Origin of the sequence: Uniformispora flossi (assembly GCF_049534875.1) — a bacterium.
In the GTDB taxonomy this organism is placed as follows: domain Bacteria; phylum Actinomycetota; class Actinomycetes; order Streptomycetales; family Streptomycetaceae; genus Yinghuangia; species Yinghuangia aomiensis.
On sequence record NZ_JBMULZ010000002.1, the window covers coordinates 498,499 to 518,327 of the forward strand.

The 19,829-nt window shown below is 72.9% G+C and carries 17 protein-coding genes; 7 read left to right on the forward strand and 10 right to left on the reverse strand.

The features are described from left to right. Positions 1-242: 242 nt before the first annotated feature. The 3 genes from galT (at position 243) to ACPA54_RS06510 (ending at position 3,655) form a co-directional block, all read left to right on the forward strand. Positions 243-1,328: a galactose-1-phosphate uridylyltransferase gene (gene galT / locus ACPA54_RS06500; RefSeq protein ID WP_423527688.1), complete on the forward strand. Its 1,086-nt coding sequence runs from the start codon at positions 243-245 to the stop codon at positions 1,326-1,328. Beyond that, a complete protein-coding gene (gene galK / locus ACPA54_RS06505; RefSeq protein WP_423527690.1) occupies positions 1,325-2,476 on the forward strand; it encodes a galactokinase in 1,152 nt (383 codons plus the stop codon). The genes galT and galK overlap by 4 nt, the downstream gene beginning before the upstream one ends. A 420-nt stretch (positions 2,477-2,896) precedes the next feature. Then, positions 2,897-3,655, forward strand: a complete 759-nt coding sequence (locus ACPA54_RS06510; protein WP_345676753.1) for a helix-turn-helix domain-containing protein — start codon at positions 2,897-2,899, stop codon at positions 3,653-3,655. A gap of 356 nt (positions 3,656-4,011) precedes the next feature. Here the strand turns inward: ACPA54_RS06510 and ACPA54_RS06515 are convergent, their stop codons facing one another. From ACPA54_RS06515 to ACPA54_RS06525, 3 genes are all read right to left on the reverse strand, one after another. Beyond that, positions 4,012-5,604 carry an alpha/beta hydrolase gene (locus ACPA54_RS06515; RefSeq protein WP_423527692.1) on the reverse strand — a complete coding sequence of 531 codons (1,593 nt, stop codon included), beginning with the start codon at positions 5,602-5,604 and terminating at the stop codon, positions 4,012-4,014. 88 nt (positions 5,605-5,692) lie between these two features. Then, positions 5,693-5,986 carry an antibiotic biosynthesis monooxygenase family protein gene (locus ACPA54_RS06520; protein WP_345676755.1) on the reverse strand — a complete coding sequence of 98 codons (294 nt, stop codon included), beginning with the start codon at positions 5,984-5,986 and terminating at the stop codon, positions 5,693-5,695. Positions 5,987-6,158: 172 nt separating this feature from the next. Further along, positions 6,159-7,037 carry an ATP-binding protein gene (locus ACPA54_RS06525; RefSeq protein ID WP_423527694.1) on the reverse strand — a complete coding sequence of 293 codons (879 nt, stop codon included), beginning with the start codon at positions 7,035-7,037 and terminating at the stop codon, positions 6,159-6,161. Positions 7,038-7,453: 416 nt separating this feature from the next. Between ACPA54_RS06525 and ACPA54_RS06530 the strand changes: the two genes are divergently transcribed. Continuing rightward, positions 7,454-8,098 carry a dihydrofolate reductase family protein gene (locus ACPA54_RS06530; protein ID WP_423527696.1) on the forward strand — a complete coding sequence of 215 codons (645 nt, stop codon included), beginning with the start codon at positions 7,454-7,456 and terminating at the stop codon, positions 8,096-8,098. Between the two features lie 31 nt (positions 8,099-8,129). On the opposite strand, the gene ACPA54_RS06535 is transcribed toward ACPA54_RS06530, so the two are convergent. From ACPA54_RS06535 to ACPA54_RS06560, 6 genes are all read right to left on the reverse strand, one after another. Next, positions 8,130-8,771 (reverse strand): LysE family translocator, encoded by a 642-nt coding sequence (locus tag ACPA54_RS06535; RefSeq protein ID WP_423527698.1) that lies wholly within the window; start codon positions 8,769-8,771, stop codon positions 8,130-8,132. A 102-nt stretch (positions 8,772-8,873) separates the two neighbouring features. Beyond that, the gene (locus tag ACPA54_RS06540) at positions 8,874-9,875 is read right to left on the reverse strand and encodes an Acg family FMN-binding oxidoreductase (RefSeq protein WP_423527700.1); all 1,002 of its coding nucleotides are present in this window, start codon (positions 9,873-9,875) and stop codon (positions 8,874-8,876) included. A gap of 168 nt (positions 9,876-10,043) precedes the next feature. Next, on the reverse strand, positions 10,044-10,703 hold the full coding sequence (locus ACPA54_RS06545; RefSeq protein WP_345676760.1) for a response regulator: 660 nt from the start codon (positions 10,701-10,703) through the stop codon (positions 10,044-10,046). A gap of 164 nt (positions 10,704-10,867) precedes the next feature. Beyond that, positions 10,868-11,299: a pyridoxamine 5'-phosphate oxidase family protein gene (locus ACPA54_RS06550; protein ID WP_423527838.1), complete on the reverse strand. Its 432-nt coding sequence runs from the start codon at positions 11,297-11,299 to the stop codon at positions 10,868-10,870. Positions 11,300-11,421: 122 nt separating this feature from the next. Continuing rightward, positions 11,422-12,168 carry a sigma 54 modulation/S30EA ribosomal C-terminal domain-containing protein gene (locus ACPA54_RS06555; protein ID WP_423527702.1) on the reverse strand — a complete coding sequence of 249 codons (747 nt, stop codon included), beginning with the start codon at positions 12,166-12,168 and terminating at the stop codon, positions 11,422-11,424. A gap of 684 nt (positions 12,169-12,852) precedes the next feature. Then, the gene (locus ACPA54_RS06560; RefSeq protein WP_423527703.1) at positions 12,853-13,572 is read right to left on the reverse strand and encodes a TetR/AcrR family transcriptional regulator; all 720 of its coding nucleotides are present in this window, start codon (positions 13,570-13,572) and stop codon (positions 12,853-12,855) included. Between the two features lie 80 nt (positions 13,573-13,652). Between ACPA54_RS06560 and ACPA54_RS06565 the strand changes: the two genes are divergently transcribed. Continuing rightward, positions 13,653-15,128 carry a DHA2 family efflux MFS transporter permease subunit gene (locus tag ACPA54_RS06565; protein WP_423527705.1) on the forward strand — a complete coding sequence of 492 codons (1,476 nt, stop codon included), beginning with the start codon at positions 13,653-13,655 and terminating at the stop codon, positions 15,126-15,128. 7 nt (positions 15,129-15,135) lie between these two features. On the opposite strand, the gene ACPA54_RS06570 is transcribed toward ACPA54_RS06565, so the two are convergent. Further along, positions 15,136-16,809 (reverse strand): amidohydrolase, encoded by a 1,674-nt coding sequence (locus tag ACPA54_RS06570; RefSeq protein WP_423527707.1) that lies wholly within the window; start codon positions 16,807-16,809, stop codon positions 15,136-15,138. Between the two features lie 133 nt (positions 16,810-16,942). Between ACPA54_RS06570 and ACPA54_RS06575 the strand changes: the two genes are divergently transcribed. Then, the gene (locus ACPA54_RS06575; protein WP_423527709.1) at positions 16,943-17,641 is read left to right on the forward strand and encodes a TetR/AcrR family transcriptional regulator; all 699 of its coding nucleotides are present in this window, start codon (positions 16,943-16,945) and stop codon (positions 17,639-17,641) included. Between the two features lie 383 nt (positions 17,642-18,024). Continuing rightward, entirely contained in the window at positions 18,025-19,686 is a 1,662-nt protein-coding gene (locus ACPA54_RS06580; RefSeq protein ID WP_423527711.1) for a flavin monoamine oxidase family protein, read from the forward strand. Positions 19,687-19,829: the final 143 nt, after the last annotated feature.

Consider the following 19,829-nt stretch of genomic DNA (forward strand, 5'->3'; position numbering starts at 1 on the left):
TCTGGCGGTTGTGAGGTCGTGCGCCCCAGGGGTCGTGCGTTCAAGCGTCCGTGCGGTGTTCCCGTCGCCCGGGGGCGGTCCGCCGGTCCGCCGGTCCGGGGACTGTATCCCGGATCCCCTTCCCCCAACAACCACACACCAACAACAACCACCATCGATTGTGGTTGACCTCGTGTGGTTGTGTTTGATTGTGTGTGGTTCCCGTCGATCCCGGGTGAGGATCGACCGACGGAGTGGGAGCCGTGAAGAAGACCACGACCAAGCTGGCCGACGGCCGTGAACTGCTCTATTTCGACGCGGACGAGACCGCGGTGCGCGACGCACCCGACCTGCGGCCGCTGGAGCCGGTGACCGCGCTGTCCGAGATCCGCCGCGATCCGGTGACCGGCGACCACGTCACGGTGGCCGCGCACCGGCAGGGCCGCACGTACCGGCCGCCGGCGGACGAGTGCCCGTTGTGCCCGTCGCGGGACGGGCGGCTCAGTGAGATTCCCGCCGCGGACTACGAAGTGGCGGTGTTCGAGAACCGCTTCCCGTCGTTGGCGCGCGACGCGGCGGCACACGTCCCGGGCCGATCGGGGCCGCTGTTCGACCTGGCGCCGGGCGCGGGGCGGTGCGAGGTCGTGTGCTTCACCGCCGACCACGACGCGTCGTTCGCGGACCTGAGCGAGGAGCGTGCCCGGGTGGTGCTGGACGCCTGGACCGATCGGACGGCCGCGTTGTCGGCCTTGCCGGGGATCGAGCAGGTGTACTGCTTCGAGAACCGCGGTGCGGAAATCGGGGTGACACTCCCCCACCCGCACGGGCAGATCTACGCGTTCCCGTTCGTGCCCCCGCGTACTTCCCGGGTCGCGGCCCGGGCCGCGGAACACCGCGAGGCGTTCGGACGGAACCTGTTCGACGACGTGGTCGCGGCGGAACTCGCCGATCCGGTGCGGGTCGTGACCGCGGGACGGTACTGGACGGCATTTGTGCCGTTCGCCGCACGGTGGCCGTACGAAGTGCACCTGTACCCGAACCGGCGGGCTCCCGACCTGACCGGGCTGAGCGAGGACGAGCGCGCGGAGTTCCCCGGGCTGTACCTGGACCTGCTGCGCCGCTTCGACCGGCTGTTCGACGGCGCGGGGCCTACGCCGTACATTGCCGCATGGCACCAAGCCCCCGCCGCACACCGCGAGGAGTTGGCGCTGCACCTGGAGCTGTTCACCATCCGCCGTGCCGCGGGCAAGCTCAAGTACCTCGCGGGAGTGGAATCGGGGATGGACGCCTTCGTGAACGACGTATCGCCGGAGGGCGCGGCGGAGCGGCTGCGGGCGGTGGGCCGGTGAGCGGCGTGTCTGCCGTCCGGGCCGGCTTTGCCGAGGTCTTCGGCGGCGACCCCGCGGGCGTGTGGGCGGCGCCGGGCCGGGTCAACCTCATCGGCGAGCACACGGACTACAACGACGGCTTCGTCCTGCCGATCGCCCTGTCGCAGCGCATCCTGGCCGCGGCACGGCCGCGCTCCGACGGACGGCTGCGGCTGCACAGCGCGCAGGGCGACGGCCAGACGACGGACCTCGCGGTCGCGAACCTGCGCGCGGGCGCGGTGGCCACGTGGGCGGCGTACCCGGCCGGCGTGGTGTGGGCGCTGCGCGAGGCGGGGCACGAGGTCGGCGGCGCGGATGTGTATCTGGCCGGCGATGTGCCGACGGGGGCCGGTCTGTCGTCGTCGGCGGCGCTGGAGTGCGCGGTCGCCTTCGCCTACGACGGGATGTACGGGTTGGGCCTGACCGCTCCCCACCTGGCATTGCTCGCCCAGCGCGCCGAAAACGACTTCGTGGGCGTGCCGTGCGGAGTGATGGACCAGATGGCGTCGGCGTGCTGCGAGGCGGGGTCGGCACTGTTCCTGGACACACGCGACCTCTCGGTGCGACACGTCCCCTTCGACGCCGCAGCACACGGACTCCGATTGCTGGTGGTCGACACCCGGGTGAAACACGACTTGGGGGACGGCGCCTACGCGGCACTCCGCGCGGGCTGCGAGCACGCAGCGGAGCTGGCCGGACGCCCGGCGCTGCGGGATGTGGAGCTGTCCGAACTCGACACGGTTTTGGGTGGGTTGCCGCCGGAGCTGCACGGCCTGGTGCGCCACGTGGTGACCGAGCAGGCACGGGTGACGGAGACGTTGGCGCTGCTCGACGCCGGCCGGGTCGCGGAGATGGGCCCAGTGCTGACCGCAGGACACGCCTCGCTGCGCGATGACTTCGGAGTCTCCTGCCCCGAAACCGACCTGGTGGTGGAGACCGCGGTAGCGGCGGGGGCGTTGGGGGCGCGGATGACCGGGGGCGGGTTCGGGGGTTCGGTGATCGTGCTGACGAGGACCGAGACCGCGCACGGCGTCACGGCAGCCGTGGAAACCGCGTTCGCGGAGGCGGGATACACCCGGCCGCGGATCTTCGCGGCGGAGGCGGGGGGAGGGGCGGGGCGGGCGGAATAGCGGCCTTCCTCTCTCGTCCGAGCACGCGGGTCTGGAATGTGCGGTCGGGAGTGAAACCTGCCGGCCGCCTCCAGACGCCGGCCATGGCCGGCGGCATCCCGCCTGTGCGTCGCAGGCGTCCCCACCTGGGTCGTCCACGGCGAATCCGGCGACGGTGCCGTCAGCGCCTCCGAACGCCGCGTCCTCGCATCCTGCGGCGGCATCACCATGGTGACCATCCCCGGCGCAAGTTTCCTCACCCCCAACGAAGACCCCGCCCTGGTCACGCACCTGATCGGCGATGCCCGGACGTCCCAACGCAATTCGCGCGCCGACTGACCCGACTTTCCAGCGTCGGCCAGCGCAACTACCGCCCCCGGCGCACCCGGTCCGCGCAACCCAACTCCAACATTCCCTCGACAGGCCCTACGCTGGTGCGCCGTGACTCAGCCTGCAGAACTCGACACCGCACCGCCCTTCGACCCGGAGGCGGCTCGCACGGCACGCTCCGTCATGGCTTTCACGCCGGAGCGGGTGGCGGCCACGCTCGCCTCCTACGGCGTCAACGCGTTCCCCCGGGACGTCCGCGCGTGGGAAGACGGTTCCGTCGCCCCCACCGAGGACCAGCTCATCGGTCTCGCCAAGGCCCTTGCCGTGCCGGTCGGCCGGCTCATGGGCGAGTCCGGCAATGCGTCGCTGCATGCGCTGCGGCTGCGGGCCGGGCTCACCGCGGCCGCGGCCGGCAAGCAGGTCGGCATGTCGGAAGCGACCTGGTTGCGGATGGAACGCGGCAATGCCTGGCGCGCCGACGAACGCCGTACGCAAGCCCTCATACGGATGTTCAGCGGTCTGACGCACCGCCAACTCGTCGAGGTGTCCGGAGCCCGCGAAGAACTGTCCGAATGCCTCGCCAAGTGCCTCGGCCAAGGACGCGCGCCCGCCTACGTCAGCCCGGTCACCGAAGTCCTCGGCCTCCGCCGCCGCAAGGTCGCCGAGGCGATGGAGGCGCTGATCGCGGACTTCCCGCCGCCCGGTGGCGTCGACGCCAAGCCCAAGCGGACGTCCGGCGAGCAAGCCGTCGAGGAGCCGCCCGCGCCGCCGCTGCCCGCGGGGGCGATGGACCGGTTCTGGGACCTCATGGGCAACCCGCCCGCGGACCCGTACGCGCCCGGCGCCTGGCGCCGCCCGCCGCGCCGCTGACCGCCCGTCGGCCGGGGAAGGAGCACCGACCTCCCCCGGCCGACACGTTCCACCCGCGTCCGCTCCGACTACCCGAAGACCGAAAGAACGTCTCTCGGGCGCACGGAACGACGTGGCGGTCACCCGCCGCAGCGGCAAGCCCCTCCGACCGCCCCTGGCCCCGTCGCCGACCGGATCCTCGCCTGCCGGCCCCCTGCGGTTCGGCACGGACTCCCTCGGTGCGACGACCGCACGGCTGCTGGTCGTTCCCGACGGCATCACCTCTGCGCGGATCGTCGGCGTGCCCTTCGGAACGCGTGATACGCCGCGCCCGACGCAGCGGAATTTCCCCTCACCACGCCCGACCGTGCCCTGCCTCAGCTGCAGGTCGTATCCGTCGCCGCACCGGTCAGCAAGTAGCTTGAAGTCGCGCGATCCACGCACGGGTTGTGGCGGTAGAACGCCACGTGGCCGTCGCCGTTGTACGTCACCAGCGCGGCGTTGGGCAGCTGCCGCTTGAGCCGGGCCGCCGCGACGTTCGGGGTGGCGGGGTCGCGCGTGGTGCTGACGAGCAGCAGGTTCGGGAGTTTCACCGCGTCGAGCGGGTACGCGCGGTCCGGCCCGGGCGCGGCGCAGTCCGCCGCCCAACTCCACACCACGGACGGTCCGAGGACGGGCGCGTCGGCCGCGACCTCGTGGGCGAGGCGGTCCGCTTCGGCGGCGGTGAGGGAGCGCCCGTCGGCGCAGTTGATCTCGTAGTAGCCGGCCAACGTCGCACCCTGGTAGGTGCCGTCGTCCGCACGACGGGCGTAGGAGTCGAAGGCGCGGAGCATGGGCCGCGCGTCGCCCCCGTACAGCGTGCCGAGGAGGTCGCGCAGCGCGGACCACGACGCCGGGCTGTAGAGGTACGCGGAGACGACGGTGCTCGCCATGCCCTCGTCCAGGGCCCGCTTGCCGACCGGGCGCGGCCGGTCGCCGAGTTGGCCGAGCATCGTGCGCATGCTCGCCGCGGCCGCGTCGGCGCCGCCGGAGAACGGGCAGCCGCGCCGCTGCACGCAGTCCGCGGCGAAGGCCCGGAACGCCGTGTCGAAGCCCACGGCTTGCTCGCGCGCCACGGTGAACCGGTCCGAGGCCGGGTCGACGAGCCCGTCGAGGACGAAGCGGCCGACGCGGTCGGGGTGGGCGGCGGCATAGCGGGCGCCGAGGTACGTGCCGTAGGACGTGCCCACGAAGTTGACCTTGTCGTCGCCGAGGACGCTCCGCAGGACGTCCATGTCCTCGACTGCCTCGGCCGTCCCCAGATGCGGCAGCAGGTCGCCCGTCCGCGCCGCGCAGCCCTGTCCGAACTCCTTGAGCACGGCCGCGTTCGCGTCGACCTGGGCGGCGTCCGCGGTCGTCGGGTCGAGGGACTGGATCCGGTCCATCAGCGGCCCGTCCCCGCAGACGACCGGCCGGCTGGCGCCGGTGCCGCGCGGGTCGAAGCCGACGATGTCGTACCGCTTGGCCACGTCGGGTTTCGCGGCCGCCAACCCGACGACCGTCGACCGCACGCCGCTGCCGGGTCCGCCCGGGTTCGTCGCCAGACTGCCGAGCCGCTGCCCGGCGGGTCCTGCCGCGGGGAGCCGGTAGACGGCTATCTGCACCGACTTCCCGCCGGGCGCGGCGTAGTCGAGCGGCACCCGCAGCTTCGCGCACTCGAGCCGCCGCGCGGCGGACCGGTACGCCGGATCGCTGCTCTGCGCCGTCCCGTCGTCGGTGCAGGTGCGCCAGGCCGGCTTCTGCGCCCGGAAGTCGCCCGCCGGCGAGGGCGAAGCCCCGGACGGGCTGCCTGCCTTGGCGGGGCCGCTGCCGGGCGGGCCGGCCGTCCTGCCGGCCGAGGAGGTGCAACCGGTCGCGACCACGGCGACGGCCGCGGCGGCGGCGAGCGCGGAGGAGCGGAGTCGGGCGGCGCGGAAAGGGTGACGGGTCACCGCAAAGACGTATCACCTGCGGCAATCCGCCGCCGGGATCCGCTCCTGCCGGACCCGCCGCCCGAACCGCGCGGGGCGGCAGCCGTGCTCAGCGCACCATCGCGTGCACCGGGTAGACCTTCGGCTCCGCGTTCGGGACGCCGAGCCGGGTCAGAATCGGCACGATGATCTCGCCGAACTGCCGGAACGCCTCCTCGGACTCCCACACGTCCACGACGAACCAGCCGTTCGGGGTGGGACCGGAGGTGTGCGAGATCAGCCCGGGGACGGGCCAGTCGGAGGTGCTGGTGACGGCCCCGCGGCCACCGGTCACCGCGTCGGCGCTCTGGTCGTACTGGGCCTGAGTCATGCCCGGGATGTCGAAAACGACGGCAACTGCCACGGCGAAGTCCATTCCGAGTAGCGACAAATCGGACTTCCAGTCTCGGCACGCCCCCAGGGTCGGCGCGCGCGGACGTGGGCTGAACGGGAGAGGCGGACGGCCGGGTGGGTGAAGGAAGTCGACCGGCGCACGGAGACCGAGGCCCCGGGCATCGGGACAGCACGAAACCCGGCTACCCCCGGGCCGCGTCCTGGTCCTCGCCGAACGCGATCCGGCGCACCCGGTCGGCCGCCGGACGGTCCAGGACGACGACCGACGTCCAACCCCGCGGCGGCTTCCCCGACGCCGCGAGGCGCCGCAGCACCCGCGCCGCGAGGGTGCGGTGCCGGGCGAACCGGCGGGGTGGCACGCAACGGCCGCGCGCCACCTGGCTCTGCCACGCGGTGGCGGCGTCCACGTCGAGGAACAGCACGTGCGCGTTCCGCCCTTGGCGCCGTGCCTCCCACCCCACCCAGGCACGGACCAGCGGCACCGCGCCGAAGTCCTGCACGGCCAGCGGCCCGTCACCGCGCAACCCGGCCCGCATCCGGCGCAGGTGCGCCACCCGCACCACGGGCCGGAACAGCCGGTACGGAATCCACCGCGGCAGCCGCGCCTGGTAGTGCAGCCGGGTATGCCGCGAGTCGACCAGCGGCGCCACCGCACACCGCGCCATCAGCGTCGACTTGCCCGCCCCGGGCAGCCCGGCGACGACGAGCACGTCGCGCGCACCGTAACGGAGCACGCCGACGGGATGCGGATGCCCGGCCGCGGCTTCGGGTTCGGGTTCGGGTTCGGCTTGGGCTTCGGGTTCGGCTCCGGCTCCGGCTCCGGCTCCGGCTCCGGGCGCAGCTTCGGCCTCGGCGTCGGTTTTGGCATCGGCCTCGGCTCCGGCGGCGGCTCCGGCTTCGGCTTCGGCCTCGCCGAGGAACGCCGAGTCGGCCTCCGCATCCGCCCCCGCCGTCCCTACCCGCAGGTCGTACAGCCCCCGCGGCCGCAGTTCACGCCATGGGCCCGAAGACCCGCCGTCACCGGCAAACGCGGTACCCGCCCGCCCGTCCTCCCCCGGCAAGTCCCCGACATCCGCCGCCCCACCCCGGCCACCCCGGCCACCCCGGCCGCCAAGACGGCCATCGCCGCCATCACGACCACCCGGGTCCTCCCCCCGCCCCTCACCACCACCACGGCGCTCCCCGCGCTGCTCCCCCACCCGCATCCGCTCGCCCGCCCCGTGTTCCATGCCGTACCGATCCGTAGCTCTGTCCGCGTAGCGCAGCAGCCTGTCGCGCCCACCCGTCGGCGGACAACCCGGGCGCGTCACGTCACCTGCCGCACCCCCTTGCCCACCTGCGGCAACGGCCCCGCCACGGTTGTCGCCGTTCCCGGATCGGTTTGGATGTCGGCTTCGGTGAGTACTGTGCAACGACCAAGGCGCGCGGCCGCGCCTGAGCCGGCCCGCCCTCCGCTCCGCTCCGCAGGAGGCCCGGCATGTCCCTCGTCCGCGTTCACAACTTCTCGGTGTCGCTCGACGGCTTCGGCACCGGTGACGGCCAGACTCTCGAGGAGCCGTTCGGCCACGCCGGCACGCGGCTGCACGAGTGGTTCTTCCGGACGCGGGCGTTCCGTGCCATGACCGGCCAGGAGGGCGGTCCGTTCAGTGTCGACGGCGCGCTCGCCGACACGTGGGACGGCGGCATCGGTGCGGAGATCATGGGCCGCAACAAGTTCAGCCCGCACCGCGGCCCGTGGGAGGACGAGGCGTGGCAGGGCTGGTGGGGTGAGAACCCGCCGTTCCACACGCCGGTGTTCGTGCTGACCCACCACCCGCGGCCGACGCTGGAGATGGAGGGCGGGACGACGTTCCACTTCATCGACGCGACGCCCGAGGAAGCCCTCAAGCAGGCCCGCGAGGCGGCCGGCGGCAAGGACGTCCGGATCGGCGGCGGCGTGACGGTGGTGCGCGACTTCCTGGCCGCCGACCTCGTCGACTTCATGCACATCGCGGTGGTCCCGATCTTCCTCGGTCGCGGCGAGCGCCTGTGGGACGGCTTGGAAGGCCTCGACGAGCGGTTCGCCATCGAGTCGACGACCACGCCGAGCGGGGTCACCCACCTGATGTTCAACAAGCGCTGAAGCCTCGGCGGGCGGCCACCCGGCGAGCGGGTCAGTCCTTCCGTCCGGTGGCCGCCACCGTCACCCCCAGCCCGATCATCGCCATTCCGCCGACTCCGCCGACCATCGCCAGCCGCCGCGGCGACCGTGCGAACCACGTGCGCGCACCCGACGCGGCGAGCCCCCACACGCTGTCCGACAGCACCGCGATGATGTTGAAGACGAGCCCGAGCAGCAGCATTTGCGCGGCCACGTGGCCTTGGTCGCGGTCGACGAACTGCGGGAGCACGGCGCCGAAGAACACGATGGTCTTCGGGTTCGCGACCCCGACGGCGTAGCCCTCGCCGAGGGTGCGCAGCGCACCGTGCGTGCCGCCGTCGTTGCCGGTGAAGGCGGCCTGGAGCGCGGTGCGCTGCCGTATCGCCTTGATGCCGAGGTAGACGAGGTAGGCGGCGCCGGCGAGTTTGAGCACGGTGAAGGCCAGGACCGAGCGTTCCACGACGGACCCGATGCCGAGCGCGACGGCCACGACGAGGGTGTACGCGCCGAGGGTGTTTCCGACGACGGAGGTGAGCGCGGCGCGGCGCCCGTGCGAGAGGGCCCGGCCGACCACGAAGAGCACGCTCGGGCCGGGCACCACGATGAGGAGGAACGACACCGCCGCGAAGGCGAGAAGACGATCAGCGGACATCATGCGCTCATCGAAGCACGCCGATCCCGCGCTCCGGCAGCGGTTTTCGCGGCCTGGGGAAAGACCGCGGGGCGCGGGCGGCGCGATGCACCGCCCGCGGATCCGTCAGGGTGCCGGGTGCCCGGCGTCGGCCGTCCGCGGCGGGCGTACGACGTCCGCCACGTCCCGGCGCGGTGTTGCCGGGACGTCGACGCCCATGCCCATCCGCAGCACCATCTGCGCGGTGCCGTAGTGCTTGGCTTCGGACGCCGTTTCGATGCGCAGGTCGGGGTCTTCGAGCGGCTGGTTGGCGAACGAGGCGGCCATGCCGTAGCGGGCGCCGGTGACCAGGACGCGCATGAGCGCCTGCCCGGCGGTCAGCCAGTCGAGCGCGGTGTCCGCGGGCGTTTCGAGGACGGCCAGGGTGGGCCGGCGTTCGAACGTCGCGGTGCCGCGGGACGGGATGTCGCGTCCGGCGGCCAGGTCCCGCACGGCCCCGGTGGGGGCGGCTGCGGACGGGCCGAGGCTCGCCGCGGGGACGCCGTCGCGCCGGTGGATTTCGTCCGCGGCGGCGACCCAGCGGGCACGTTCGTCGCGCAAGTGTTCCTCTTCGAGGCCGGTGGCTTCGCGGATGAGGGTCAAGAGGTGTTCGTAGGCCGGTTCCCGGTCCACCATCCGCAGCCAGGTGCCTTCGTCGCGGGCGGCGTCGCGGAGCTGTTCGAGGAGCATGCCGGGTACCGGTGTGTCGCGGAACGGGGCGCGGTTGGTCCGGCGGCTGGGCAACGTCCAGTACAGCGTTTCGAAGCGCGCGTCGGGTGCGCCGTCGACGGCGTGGACACGGGCGACGAAGCCGGGTTCGGCGCCGTCCGGCATGAGGACCGGCTCGGCGGCGATGCCGGCTGCGGCGTAGCCGAGCCGGGCGGCGAACACCGCGGCGCCGCACGCGATGTGTGCTTCACGGCCGGTCGGGTCGGCGAGCGGCAGGACCCGCTCGGGGTCGACGTGCACGTCGAGATCCGCGCCGTCCCACCGGAACCACCAAGGCTGGGTGTTGTGTTTGGACGGCGCGGACGTCGCCGCCCGCAGGATCTTGTCGCGCTGCTCGGGAGTCAGAGTCGAGGCCACCATGGCGCACCTCCGGGTCCGTGGGGGATTCCATATGCCGGGGGACGGCCCCGAATCCCAGGGTCGTCCCGCGGGACCGTTCCGCAGCAGTGACGAAGGTCCCTACGCACGGGCCGAACGGCCCGTCCGCACCGTGTGGAAAGGCCGGCGCCGCGACCGCCCGGAAGCCGGTCAGTGCGGGCCGTGCGGCGGGGCCTGCTGCACTTCGGTGGCGAACACGGCGGCCTGCACGCGGCGTTCCAGGCCGAGCTTGCCGAGCAGGGCCGAGACGTAGTTCTTGACGGTCTTCTCGGCGAGCTGCATCTTCTGCGCGATCTGCCGGTTGGTGAGGCCCTGGGTGACGAACCCGAGGACTTCGCGTTCGCGCGGCGACAGGTCGGCGAGCCGCGGGTCGACGGTGGTGCCGGTGCGGACCCGGTCGAGGACCTTCGCGGTGATGCCCGGGTCGAGGAGTGACTGCCCGGCGGCGACGCGACGGATGCCGTCGACGAGGTCGGTGCCGCGGATCTGCTTGAGGACGTAGCCGGCCGCGCCCGCCATGATCGCCGCGAAGAGCGCGTCCTCGTCGTCGTACGAGGTCAGGATCAGCGCCTGGATGTGCGGGAACCGGGACCGTACTTCCCGGCACACGTCGATGCCGCTGCCGTCCGGGAGCCGCCCGTCGAGGACCGCGACGTCGGGGTCGAGCGCGGGGATCCGCCGGATCGCCTCCTGCGCCGACGCGGACTCCCCCACCACCTCGATGTCCGGTTCCGCGGACAGCAGATCGGCCAGGCCGCGGCGCACGATCTCGTGGTCGTCGAGCAGGAACACCCGGATCGGTGACGTCATCGCGCACTCATCTCTTCCCACCTCGACCGCGCCCGGCGGGCATGCCGGAGCGGGAGACGGCGAGTGCGCCGCCCCCGGCGGCCAGCTTGGCGCATGCCGGCGGCACGGCCCAGGGTCTTTCGGCCCTGCTGCGGGAGGTGGGGATCGAGGAGTGGGGAGCGGGGTCAGGCCTCGGGTGTTGCCCGGCTTTCGGCGGGCGGGGCGACGAGCCGGTATGCGGTGACTTCGACCGGGCGCACCCGGATGGCGTGGTCGCGGCGGCCGCCGACCCACGGGCGCAGCAGGACGCGGTAGCGGTCGAGTTCGGCGGGGTCGGTGACGGCGGTGGCGTAGCCGGTGGCGATGACGCTCCAGCCTGTGCGGGTGGCGGGGTCGATCTCGTCGGCCTCGTAGGCGACGACGACGCCTTGGTCGCCGGCGCCGCGCACGAGGGCGTTGAGGGCGGCGCCTTCGTGGGTGCGGACGACGATGCTGCCGCCGTCGAGGATGTGGTTGACCGGCCGGATCGCGGGCAGCGCGTGGTGGCTGAAGACGATGCGGCCGAAGCCGGCGCGGGCGAGCAGGCCCAGGGCCTCGTCGCGGGTGAGCGGCTCCATGGTGTGCGGGGGCAGTGCGGATTCCGGGGCGGATTCCGGGGCGGATTCCGGGGCCGGTTCGAGGGTTGCGCGCGCGGCGCCGGGGGTGCGGCCGAGCCGGACGCCGGTGGTGGCGGGGCCGGTCATGCGGTGCCTCGGGCGGCGGCGATCACCGCATAGTCGCCGTCGAGGCGGCGGTAGAGGACGCGGCCGCTGCCGGTGTCCGGGTCCGCGTAGAACAGGTGCGGGAGTTCGGCGCGGGTGACCCGGTCGAGGGCGGCGTCGTCGGTGAGGCGCGGCGCGCAGCCGGGGTTGAGGGTCCACGGGATGCCGCGGTTGGGGGTGGGCGGTCCGGCGGAGACGGTGCGGGCGAGCCGGTAGCCGGTCGGTCCGACGCGGTAGACGGCGGCTTCGGTTTCGGTGGCGGGATCGACGAACAGGTGGATGTCGTAGTCCATCGCGTCCATCGTGCGGGCTGCCGCCTCGGGGGAACACCACACCAGGGCGGGGGCTTTCACCCGGCTGATGGTGCCGCTGCCGAGGCGCGCGGCGCGGAGGATGCCGAGGCCGCGGGGGCCTTCCGGCCAGGGGCGGGGCCGCCAGGGGCCGCTGACTTCGGCGATGCGGGCGCGCAGGGCGTCCGCGGCGCGTTCGACGGCGCCGCCGACCCCGGCCGCGGAACGCTGCACGCGGACGCGGCGCCCGTCGACCTCGGCGACGACTTGGGCGATGACCGCGCGGGCGGGTTCGCCGAGCGCCGTCAGGCGTACGCGGACGTTCTCGACCAGGGCGTCGGCGCCCAGGACGACGGGTGCGATCCGGCGGCGGGCCCCGGCGGCGAACCCCTGTGCCACTCCGGTGGCGGCGACGGTGATGTCTTTGACCGACACAGCGCTTCCCTCGACTTTCCCGCGGGCTCGCTCCCCCGCCTACCGGAGAGTGTGCGACAGGACGCCCCGCCACGACAGGGCCTTTCGGCCCGGGACCGCGCGGGATGGCCGAAAGTACACGCCCCGGGCGTCGGCGGAGGGTCGCGGAACGGCCGATCCCGACCGGCAATGGGGGAGATTTCGACCGGAAATGCCTCCCGACGTCGGAAGATTCCGCCCGGCCGGGCCCGAAGCGGAGCCGCCACGCCGCCGTGAACACCCGTCAGGGCGTGATCCGGCCAGACCCGAACACGGGAGAAGCCGCCGGCAGAGCGGGGCGAGATGGGTGACCGTATGCCGAACTCCCGCCCGCGAACAGGCCTGCCGCGGCCTCGGGCGGGAGTTCGGCCGGCGCTGGGCACCAACACGTCGGATGAGCCGACACGTTGGGGCCACTGCCCCGCACGCCCGTAGTCCGGCCGGAGCCCGCCCTGCCGCCGGAGTCTCACCGAGCCGCGCTCCGCGGCCCCTCCCCTACGCCGACACGCGGCGCTCCGTTCCCTGCAGCCCCGTGTCACGCCTCCCCCAGCGCGCCCGGCAACAGGCCGGTCGGGCCGGCGACTCGCCGGTGTGTCGTGCCGCCTCGGCCGTGCGGCCCCTCCTCGACACACCCTCACGCGGCGCCGGTTTCCCCGCCGATCCGTTTCACCCGCCGCAGCGGTCCGCGGCGAAGGCCCGCAGGAACGTGTCCACTCCCGCCGCCAGGATCGCGTCCAGTTCGGCGGCTTCGGTCGGACGGGCGCCGTTGAGGGAGCGGGTGAGGACTTCGCCGGTGGTGAGGGCGAAGAAGTGCGCGGCGGCGCGGACCGGGTCGGGCATGTCGAGCCGGCCCGCCGCGCCGAGCAGCGCGATGCGGCCGGCGAGGGCCTCGGTGATGCGGGACAAGCCGTCGCCGACGACTTCCTTCAGCAGGTCGGGGAAGTGCGCGGACTCGGTGACGAGGACGCGTTGCAGGACCCAGGCGCGCGGGTCGCGGAAGCACACGGCCAGGCGGTGGGCGAGGCCGAGGAGTTCGGCGGTGAGGTCGGCGGGGGCGACGGGCAGGGCGTCGATCGCCGCGAGGCTCGATTCGCGCGAGCGGATCGCGGACGACAGGACCATCTCGCGGAAGAGCGTCTCCTTGCCGCCGAAGTGGTTGTAGACGGTCGGCTTCGCGACGCCCGCCTCGGCGGCGATGACGTCCACGCCGGCCCGGTCGTAGCCCTCGCGTGCGAACACCACGAGCGCGGCGTCCAGGATCGCCTGCCGTTTCTCGACCCGGCCGCGGGCGACCGGGCGCGGCGCCTTGGCGTCCGGGCCGGACGCGGTCGGCGCGGCCGCGGGGCGGCTTGGTCGGTCGGTGGTCGGGGCGTCGCGTCGGCTCATGCGGACATGTTACCGTCAGTCCGCAAACTTGAACTCTTGAGTTCAAGTTCCCAGACTTCTTCGTTCACTGGAGTTGGCCGATGCCGTCTTCCGCTCCTCCTCCCGACCTCGCCGCGACCGGCCTGCCCCCGGCGGGCACCGACGCGGCGCCCGCCCCGCCCGACCGGCTCGACGCGCCGCTGATCCGCCTGATCCTCGTGCTCGTCCTCGGCGGCCTGATGGCGCTGTTCGACGCGACGATCGTCAACGTCGGCATGCGCACACTCGGCGAGCACTTCGACGCCCCCCTGCACACCGTCGAGTGGGCGGCCACCGGCTACCTGCTGGCCTGCGCCGTCTCCGGCCCCGCGGCGCTGTGGGCGGTCGACCGGTTCGGCGGCCGCCGCGTGTGGCTGCTCGGCCTGGTCGTGTTCACCACGACGTCGGTACTGGCCGCGCTGTCGTGGTCGGTCGGCGCGCTGATCGTCTTCCGGATCCTCCAAGGCCTCGGCGGCGGCATGCTCGAACCGGTGATGCTCACCCTGGTCGCACGCGCCGCCGGTCCGGCCCGCGCCGGGCGCGCGATGGCCGCGATCAGCCTTCCCATCACGCTCGGCCCGGCGCTCGGCCCGATCCTCGGCGCGGTGATCCTGGACGCGCTGCCGTGGCAGTGGATGTTTCTGGTGAACCTGCCGCTCGGCATCGTGGCGACCGTCCTCGCGCTGCGCTTCGTCCCGGCGGACGGCGACCGGTTCGCGGACGGCGGACGCGCCCGCTTCGACGCGCGCGGGCTGGCGCTGCTCGCCCCGGGCTTCGGCCTCCTGCTGTTCGGCCTCTCGCACGCGGCCGGGGGCGGCGGCTTCGGCTCGTCCCCGGTCGTCGCGGCACTGGCCGGCGGCGTGTTCCTGGTCGGCTGCTACGTCGCGCACGCCCTGCGCATGGGCGACGGCGCGATCATCGACGTGCGGCTGTTCGCGAGCCGCGGCTACGCCGCCAGCGTGGTCGTGATGAGCACCGTCGGCGCGATGGTCTTCCCGCTGCTCTACCTGGTGCCGCTCTACTACCAGCAGGCGCGCGGCGAAAGCGTACTGAGCGCGGGCCTGCTCCTCGCGCCGCTCGGGCTGGGCGCGATGATCGGCATGCCGATCGGCGGACGGCTGAGCGACCGGGTCGGCGCCCGGCCGCTGGTCCCGGCCGGTGCCACGGTGGTGGGTCTGGTGATGGTGGTGTTCGCGACCGCGGACGCGGACACCCCAACGTGGCTGCTCGCCGCCGCGACGCTGGTGGTCGGCGCGGGGCTCGGCTTCGTCGGAGCGCCCACGATGTCGTCGATCTACCGCACCGTGCCGCCCGCGTCGGTGTCGAGCGCGAGCGGCGCCGTGATGGTGCTCAACCAGATCGGCGGATCGTTCGGGATCGCGATCGTGACGGTGCTGGTGCAGCAGGGGATCGACGACGGCAAGACATCGGCCGCGTACACGGGTGCGTTCTGGTGGGTCGTTGCCGCGGCCGCCGTCGTCACGGTGGCCGCGGCCACGTCCCTGCCGGGGCGCCCGGACCGCGCCCCGGCACGTTGACGGCCGCTCAGCCCGCGGCGTACACCTCGACGCCCTCGACGTAGGTCCGGACCACCGTCGTGTTGCCGATCTCCTCCTTCGGCCCCGCGAACGGGTCGCGGTCCAGGACGGCCAAGTCGGCGTACTTGCCCGGCTCGATGGTGCCGGTCACCTCGTCGAGGTGGTTCACCCACGCCGTGCCGGACGTGTAGGCGCCGAACGCCTGCGCCAGCGTGAGCGACTGCTCCGGGTAGAACGGCTTCCGCGGCGGCGCGTCGGCGCTGCGCACGTTCGGCGCGCCGTCGGGGGTCATGCGGTTGACCGCGACGTGGATGCCCCACAGCGGGTTCGGGCTGCTGACCGGCCAGTCGCTGCCCGCGACGAGCCGGGCGCCGGCCCGGTCGAGGTCGCCGAACGGGTACTGCAGCGCGGCGCGGTCCGGGCCGAGGAACGGGATGGTGAGGTCGTCCATCTGCGCCTCGTGCACCGCCCAGAACGCCTGGATGTTGGCGGCGGCGCCGAGTTCGGCGAAGCGCTCCAGGTCGGCCGGGTCGACGACCTGGAGGTGCGCGAGGTGGTGGCGGTTGTCGTTCATCCCGTTCGCGGTGCGGGCCTCGGCGATCGCGTCGAGGGCCTCGCGGACGGCGCGGTCGCCGAGCGCGTGGAAGTGCACCTGGAAGCCGAGCCGGTCGAGTTCGGTGACCGCGCGGCCGAGCAGGGCCGGGTCGACGAAGCTGAGCCCGGAGTTGGCCGTCGCGCAGCCGCACTTGTCGAGGTACGGGGCGAGCATCGCGGCGGTGAAGTTCTCCGCGATGCCGTCCTGCATGATCTTGACGGACGTGGCGGCGAACCGGCCGAGGTTGCCGCGGCTGCGGCGCTCTTCAAGCTCGGCGATCTGCTCCAGACCGCGCTCGCGGTCCCACCACAGAGCGCCGACGACGCGGGCGGTGAGGGTCTCTTCGCGGGCGGCGCGCAGGTAGACCTCGAGGTTGTCGCCGCTCCCGGCGAAGGCGCCGATGATGGCGTCCTGCCAGCCGGTGATGCCGAACGCGTGCAGCTGCTCCTGGGCGCGCAGGAGTCCGTGGTACGGCTCGTCGGGTCCGGCGGTCGGCATGTACTTGCCGACCAGGTGGGCGGCGCCCTCCTGGAGCATGCCGGACGGGGTGCCGTCGGCTTCGCGCTCGATCCGGCCGTCGACCGGGTCGGGGGTGTCGCGGTCGATCCCGGAGATCTCCAGGGCCTTGGTGTTGACCCAGGCGCCGTGGCCGTCGCGGTTGGTCAGGATCGCGGGTCGGTCGGACACCAGCACGTCGAGCATCTGCCGGGTGGGGGTGCCGCCGGGGAAGACGTCCATCGACCAGCCGCCGCCGGTGATCCACTCGGCGTCGGGGTGGGTGCGCACGTACTCGGCGATCCGGGCCAGGTAGGAGTCCAGGTTGCGCTCGCCGGACAGGTCGCAGCGCAGCAGCTGGTTGCCGGCCGCGACCGGGTGGATGTGCGAGTCCTGGAAGCCGGGGCTCAGGAGCCCGCCGGCGAGGTCGACGATCTCCGTGCCGGAGCCCGCGAGTCCGCGGATCTCGGCGGTGTCGCCGACGGCGAGGATTCGGCCGCCGGCGACCGCGACGGCGGCGTCCACCGGCTCGGTGCCGGTACCGGTGAAGACCTTGCCGCCCAGGAAGACGGTGTCGGCGGTGTTGCCCACGGAAGTTGCCCCCAACGTCGGCGGACGGCTGAGTCCGCACGGTGTGCCTGACACTCGGAGTCAACCGTTGCGCAACGTTGATGTCAACAGTGATGCGCTCACGGTTTCGCGGCCTCGATACACTGGCCCCACCATGTCGAAGCCCACGTCGGCGCCCCTGCGCGCCAAGCGCGCCGGAAGCCGCCTCTCCCCCGAGCGGATCATCGAGGCGAGCCTTGCCATCGCCGCGCGCGGCAGCGCCGACGCGTTCACCATCCGCCGCCTCGGCGAAGAGCTGGGCACGGACCCCACCGCGATCTACCGGCACTTCCGCGACAAGGACGAGCTCCTGCTGTCGGTGGCCGACCGGATGCTCGGCGAGGTGCTGGCGAGCATCCCCGAGGGGCTCGGATGGCAGGACCGGCTGCGGGCGCTGGCCGACGGATCGCTGGCGGCGGCGGTCAAGTACCCGGTGGTGGCGTCGACGATGGCCAGCCGGACGACGCGGCGGGTGAACGAATTCCGGATCGTGGAGCTAATCCTGGGGGCGGTCACCGAAGCCGGGCTCGAAGGAGCCGACGCGGCGCTGTACTACCGGGTGGTCGGGGATTCGCTGCTGGCGTTTGTCGGGCAGCGGGCTTCGTATCTGCTGTTCGACGCCGATGTGCGGGCGTCGGACGAGTCGGCGTGGACGGTCGAGTACCGGCACGTGGACACGGCGGCGTTCCCGCAGATCGGCCGGCTGGGCGCGGAACTGGCGTCGGTGACGCAGGACGCGATCTTCCGGGCACGGGTCGAGGGGCTTATCACGGCGATCGAGCGGCAGGCGAGCGGGAATCACGCTTCGGAGTGACCCGGGACGGCTGTCCACACAGCAATGACGCGTGTTCCCGGCGGAGCGGGCAGAGTGACCACGTCGGAGCGATCCGACGGCGGCGGGGGTGGGGGAGGGACACTCGCAACTCCGGTCCTTGGCGGCGGGAGAGGGAGGGCCCTTTAAAGGGCGAATCACACTCGGCAGCTCTGCGGAACCAGTCTTTCTCCCCCGCATAGCGCATCACCGTTGACAACGCCGATGCGCCCGCGCTTCACTCACTCAGCCGCCACGCCCACAAGGGCACCGGTGCCCCCGGCGCACTCCGCGCCGGGGGCTCCACTGCATCAGAACCGCGGTAACACCGCCGGGTGTTCGCCAACCACCCGGACGCAGCCGCCTGATCCCGGAAGAGGGATTCGATGCTCCCCAAGCCCCTTGCCCCGCAGTCCCCCAACGCCATGCGCGTCACCACCCGCCTCGGCACCCCCAGCCGCCTCCGCGCCGCCGTCTCGCTCCGCATGGAAGCCCGCCGCCGCGGCATCCCGGCCGCCGAACTCGCCGGCGCGATGGCCGAAGAGCGCGAAGCGGCCGCCGAAAGAAGCGGCAACTCCCTCAACCGCCGCCAACTCCTCACCACCGCAGGCGCGTTGGCCGCCGCCTCGACCATCCCCGGCGGACTCCTCTCCCCCTCGCGCGCCAACGCCGCCACCGCCCCGCGGGTCGTCGTCGTCGGCGCCGGCCTGGCCGGGCTCCGCGCCGCACACCAGCTCTGGACCGGGCCCAACCCGGTCGCCGCCACCGTCTACGAAGCCGACACGTCGCACATCGGCGGCCGCTGCTGGTCGCTCCGCGGCTTCTTCAACAACGGCCAAGTCCACGAGCACGGCGGCGCGTTCATCAGTTCCTCGGACACGTCGATCCTGAACCTGGCCAAGCGGTTCCACGTCAACACCGAACTCGCCAACGCGGGCGCCCTCAAAACCGGCAACTTCCTCGCCTGGGTCAACAACGCCCCCTACCCGTCCTTCGACGCCGACATCGGTGCCTTCATGGACGCGATCACCGCGTCCTACAACGCGATGGGCGTCCCCCGCTACAACAACTTCACCGCCGAAGCCCAGCGCCTCGACAACATGTCGTGCATCGACTACATGAACGAAATCGGCATGGACCCGAACTCGCCCGTCGGCCAGATGGTGCAGACGTTCCAGCTCCAAGGCGCCGGCGAGCCCCGCGAGTCGTCCGCCTGCGGCCTGGTCGGGTTCTGGGGCGCCGGCGCGTTCGGCAGCAGCAACTTCGACGAGCTCTACCACTTCAAGGGCGGCAACGACCAGATCATCAGCGGCATGCTCGGCGAACTCCCCCCGGGCACCGTCAAGCAGGGCTACGAACTGGTCGCCGTCAAGCGCAACACCAGCGGCAGCTACACCGCCACGTTCAACCGCTCCGGCACCCTGGTCGACGTCGTCGCCGACCACCTGGTGCTGGCCCTGCCGTTCCGCATGCTGCGCCTCGTCGACCTGAGCTGCGCGGGCCTGTCGGCGCGCAAGACGGCCGCGATCACCCAGCAAGGCATGGGCCACAATGCCAAGCTGGTCCTCCAGCTCACCAAGAAGACCTGGCCCGCCGCGGGCAGCAACGGCGTCACCAACACCGGCCCGAGCGGCTTCCAAAGCTCCTGGGACGGCTCCGTCGAGATCGGCGCCAACGGCTCCCCCGCGCTGCTCGTCAACTTCCCCGGCGGCGACATGGCGCGCTACGGCTACACCGGTGCCGCGCACGGCCCGGCGCCGTCCGCCGACATCAAGTCCTTCCTCGACCAGATCGAGAAGCTGCTGCCCGGCACCTGGGCCGCGTTCAACGGGAAGGCCTACGAGGACCACTGGTCCAACGACCGCTGGCACTACGGCTCTTACCACTACTACGGCATCGGCCAGTACACCGCGTTCGCCGGCTACGAAGGCGCCCAGGAAGGCCGCATCCACTTCGCCGGCGAACACACCGACGTCGACAACGCCACCCTGAACTCGGCCGTCGCGTCCGGCGAACGCGCCGCCACCGAGGTCGCCGCGCAAATCTGACGGCACGTCCCACCGCACATCCGACGGCACCCGCTCGGCCCCCGGGCCGACCCCCGGCCGCCGGCGTCGCAGGCCTGAGCGAGAAACACGTCGGCGCGCCCACGCGACCCTGAGCCAGGGGGTGTGACCGGGGGGGCGCGCCG

Bases quoted from the DNA above. Each gene is read 5' to 3' on its own strand.
- ACPA54_RS06530 (WP_423527696.1), top strand. From the start codon at position 7,454: ATGTCCCTCGTCCGCGTTCACAACTTCTCGGTGTCGCTCGACGGCTTC.
- ACPA54_RS06535 (WP_423527698.1), bottom strand. From the start codon at position 8,771: ATGATGTCCGCTGATCGTCTTCTCGCCTTCGCGGCGGTGTCGTTCCTC.
- ACPA54_RS06540 (WP_423527700.1), bottom strand. From the start codon at position 9,875: ATGGTGGCCTCGACTCTGACTCCCGAGCAGCGCGACAAGATCCTGCGG.
- ACPA54_RS06545 (WP_345676760.1), bottom strand. From the start codon at position 10,703: ATGACGTCACCGATCCGGGTGTTCCTGCTCGACGACCACGAGATCGTG.
- ACPA54_RS06550 (WP_423527838.1), bottom strand. From the start codon at position 11,299: ATGGAGCCGCTCACCCGCGACGAGGCCCTGGGCCTGCTCGCCCGCGCC.
- ACPA54_RS06560 (WP_423527703.1), bottom strand. From the start codon at position 13,572: ATGAGCCGACGCGACGCCCCGACCACCGACCGACCAAGCCGCCCCGCG.
- ACPA54_RS06565 (WP_423527705.1), top strand. From the start codon at position 13,653: ATGCCGTCTTCCGCTCCTCCTCCCGACCTCGCCGCGACCGGCCTGCCC.
- ACPA54_RS06575 (WP_423527709.1), top strand. From the start codon at position 16,943: ATGTCGAAGCCCACGTCGGCGCCCCTGCGCGCCAAGCGCGCCGGAAGC.
- ACPA54_RS06580 (WP_423527711.1), top strand. From the start codon at position 18,025: ATGCTCCCCAAGCCCCTTGCCCCGCAGTCCCCCAACGCCATGCGCGTC.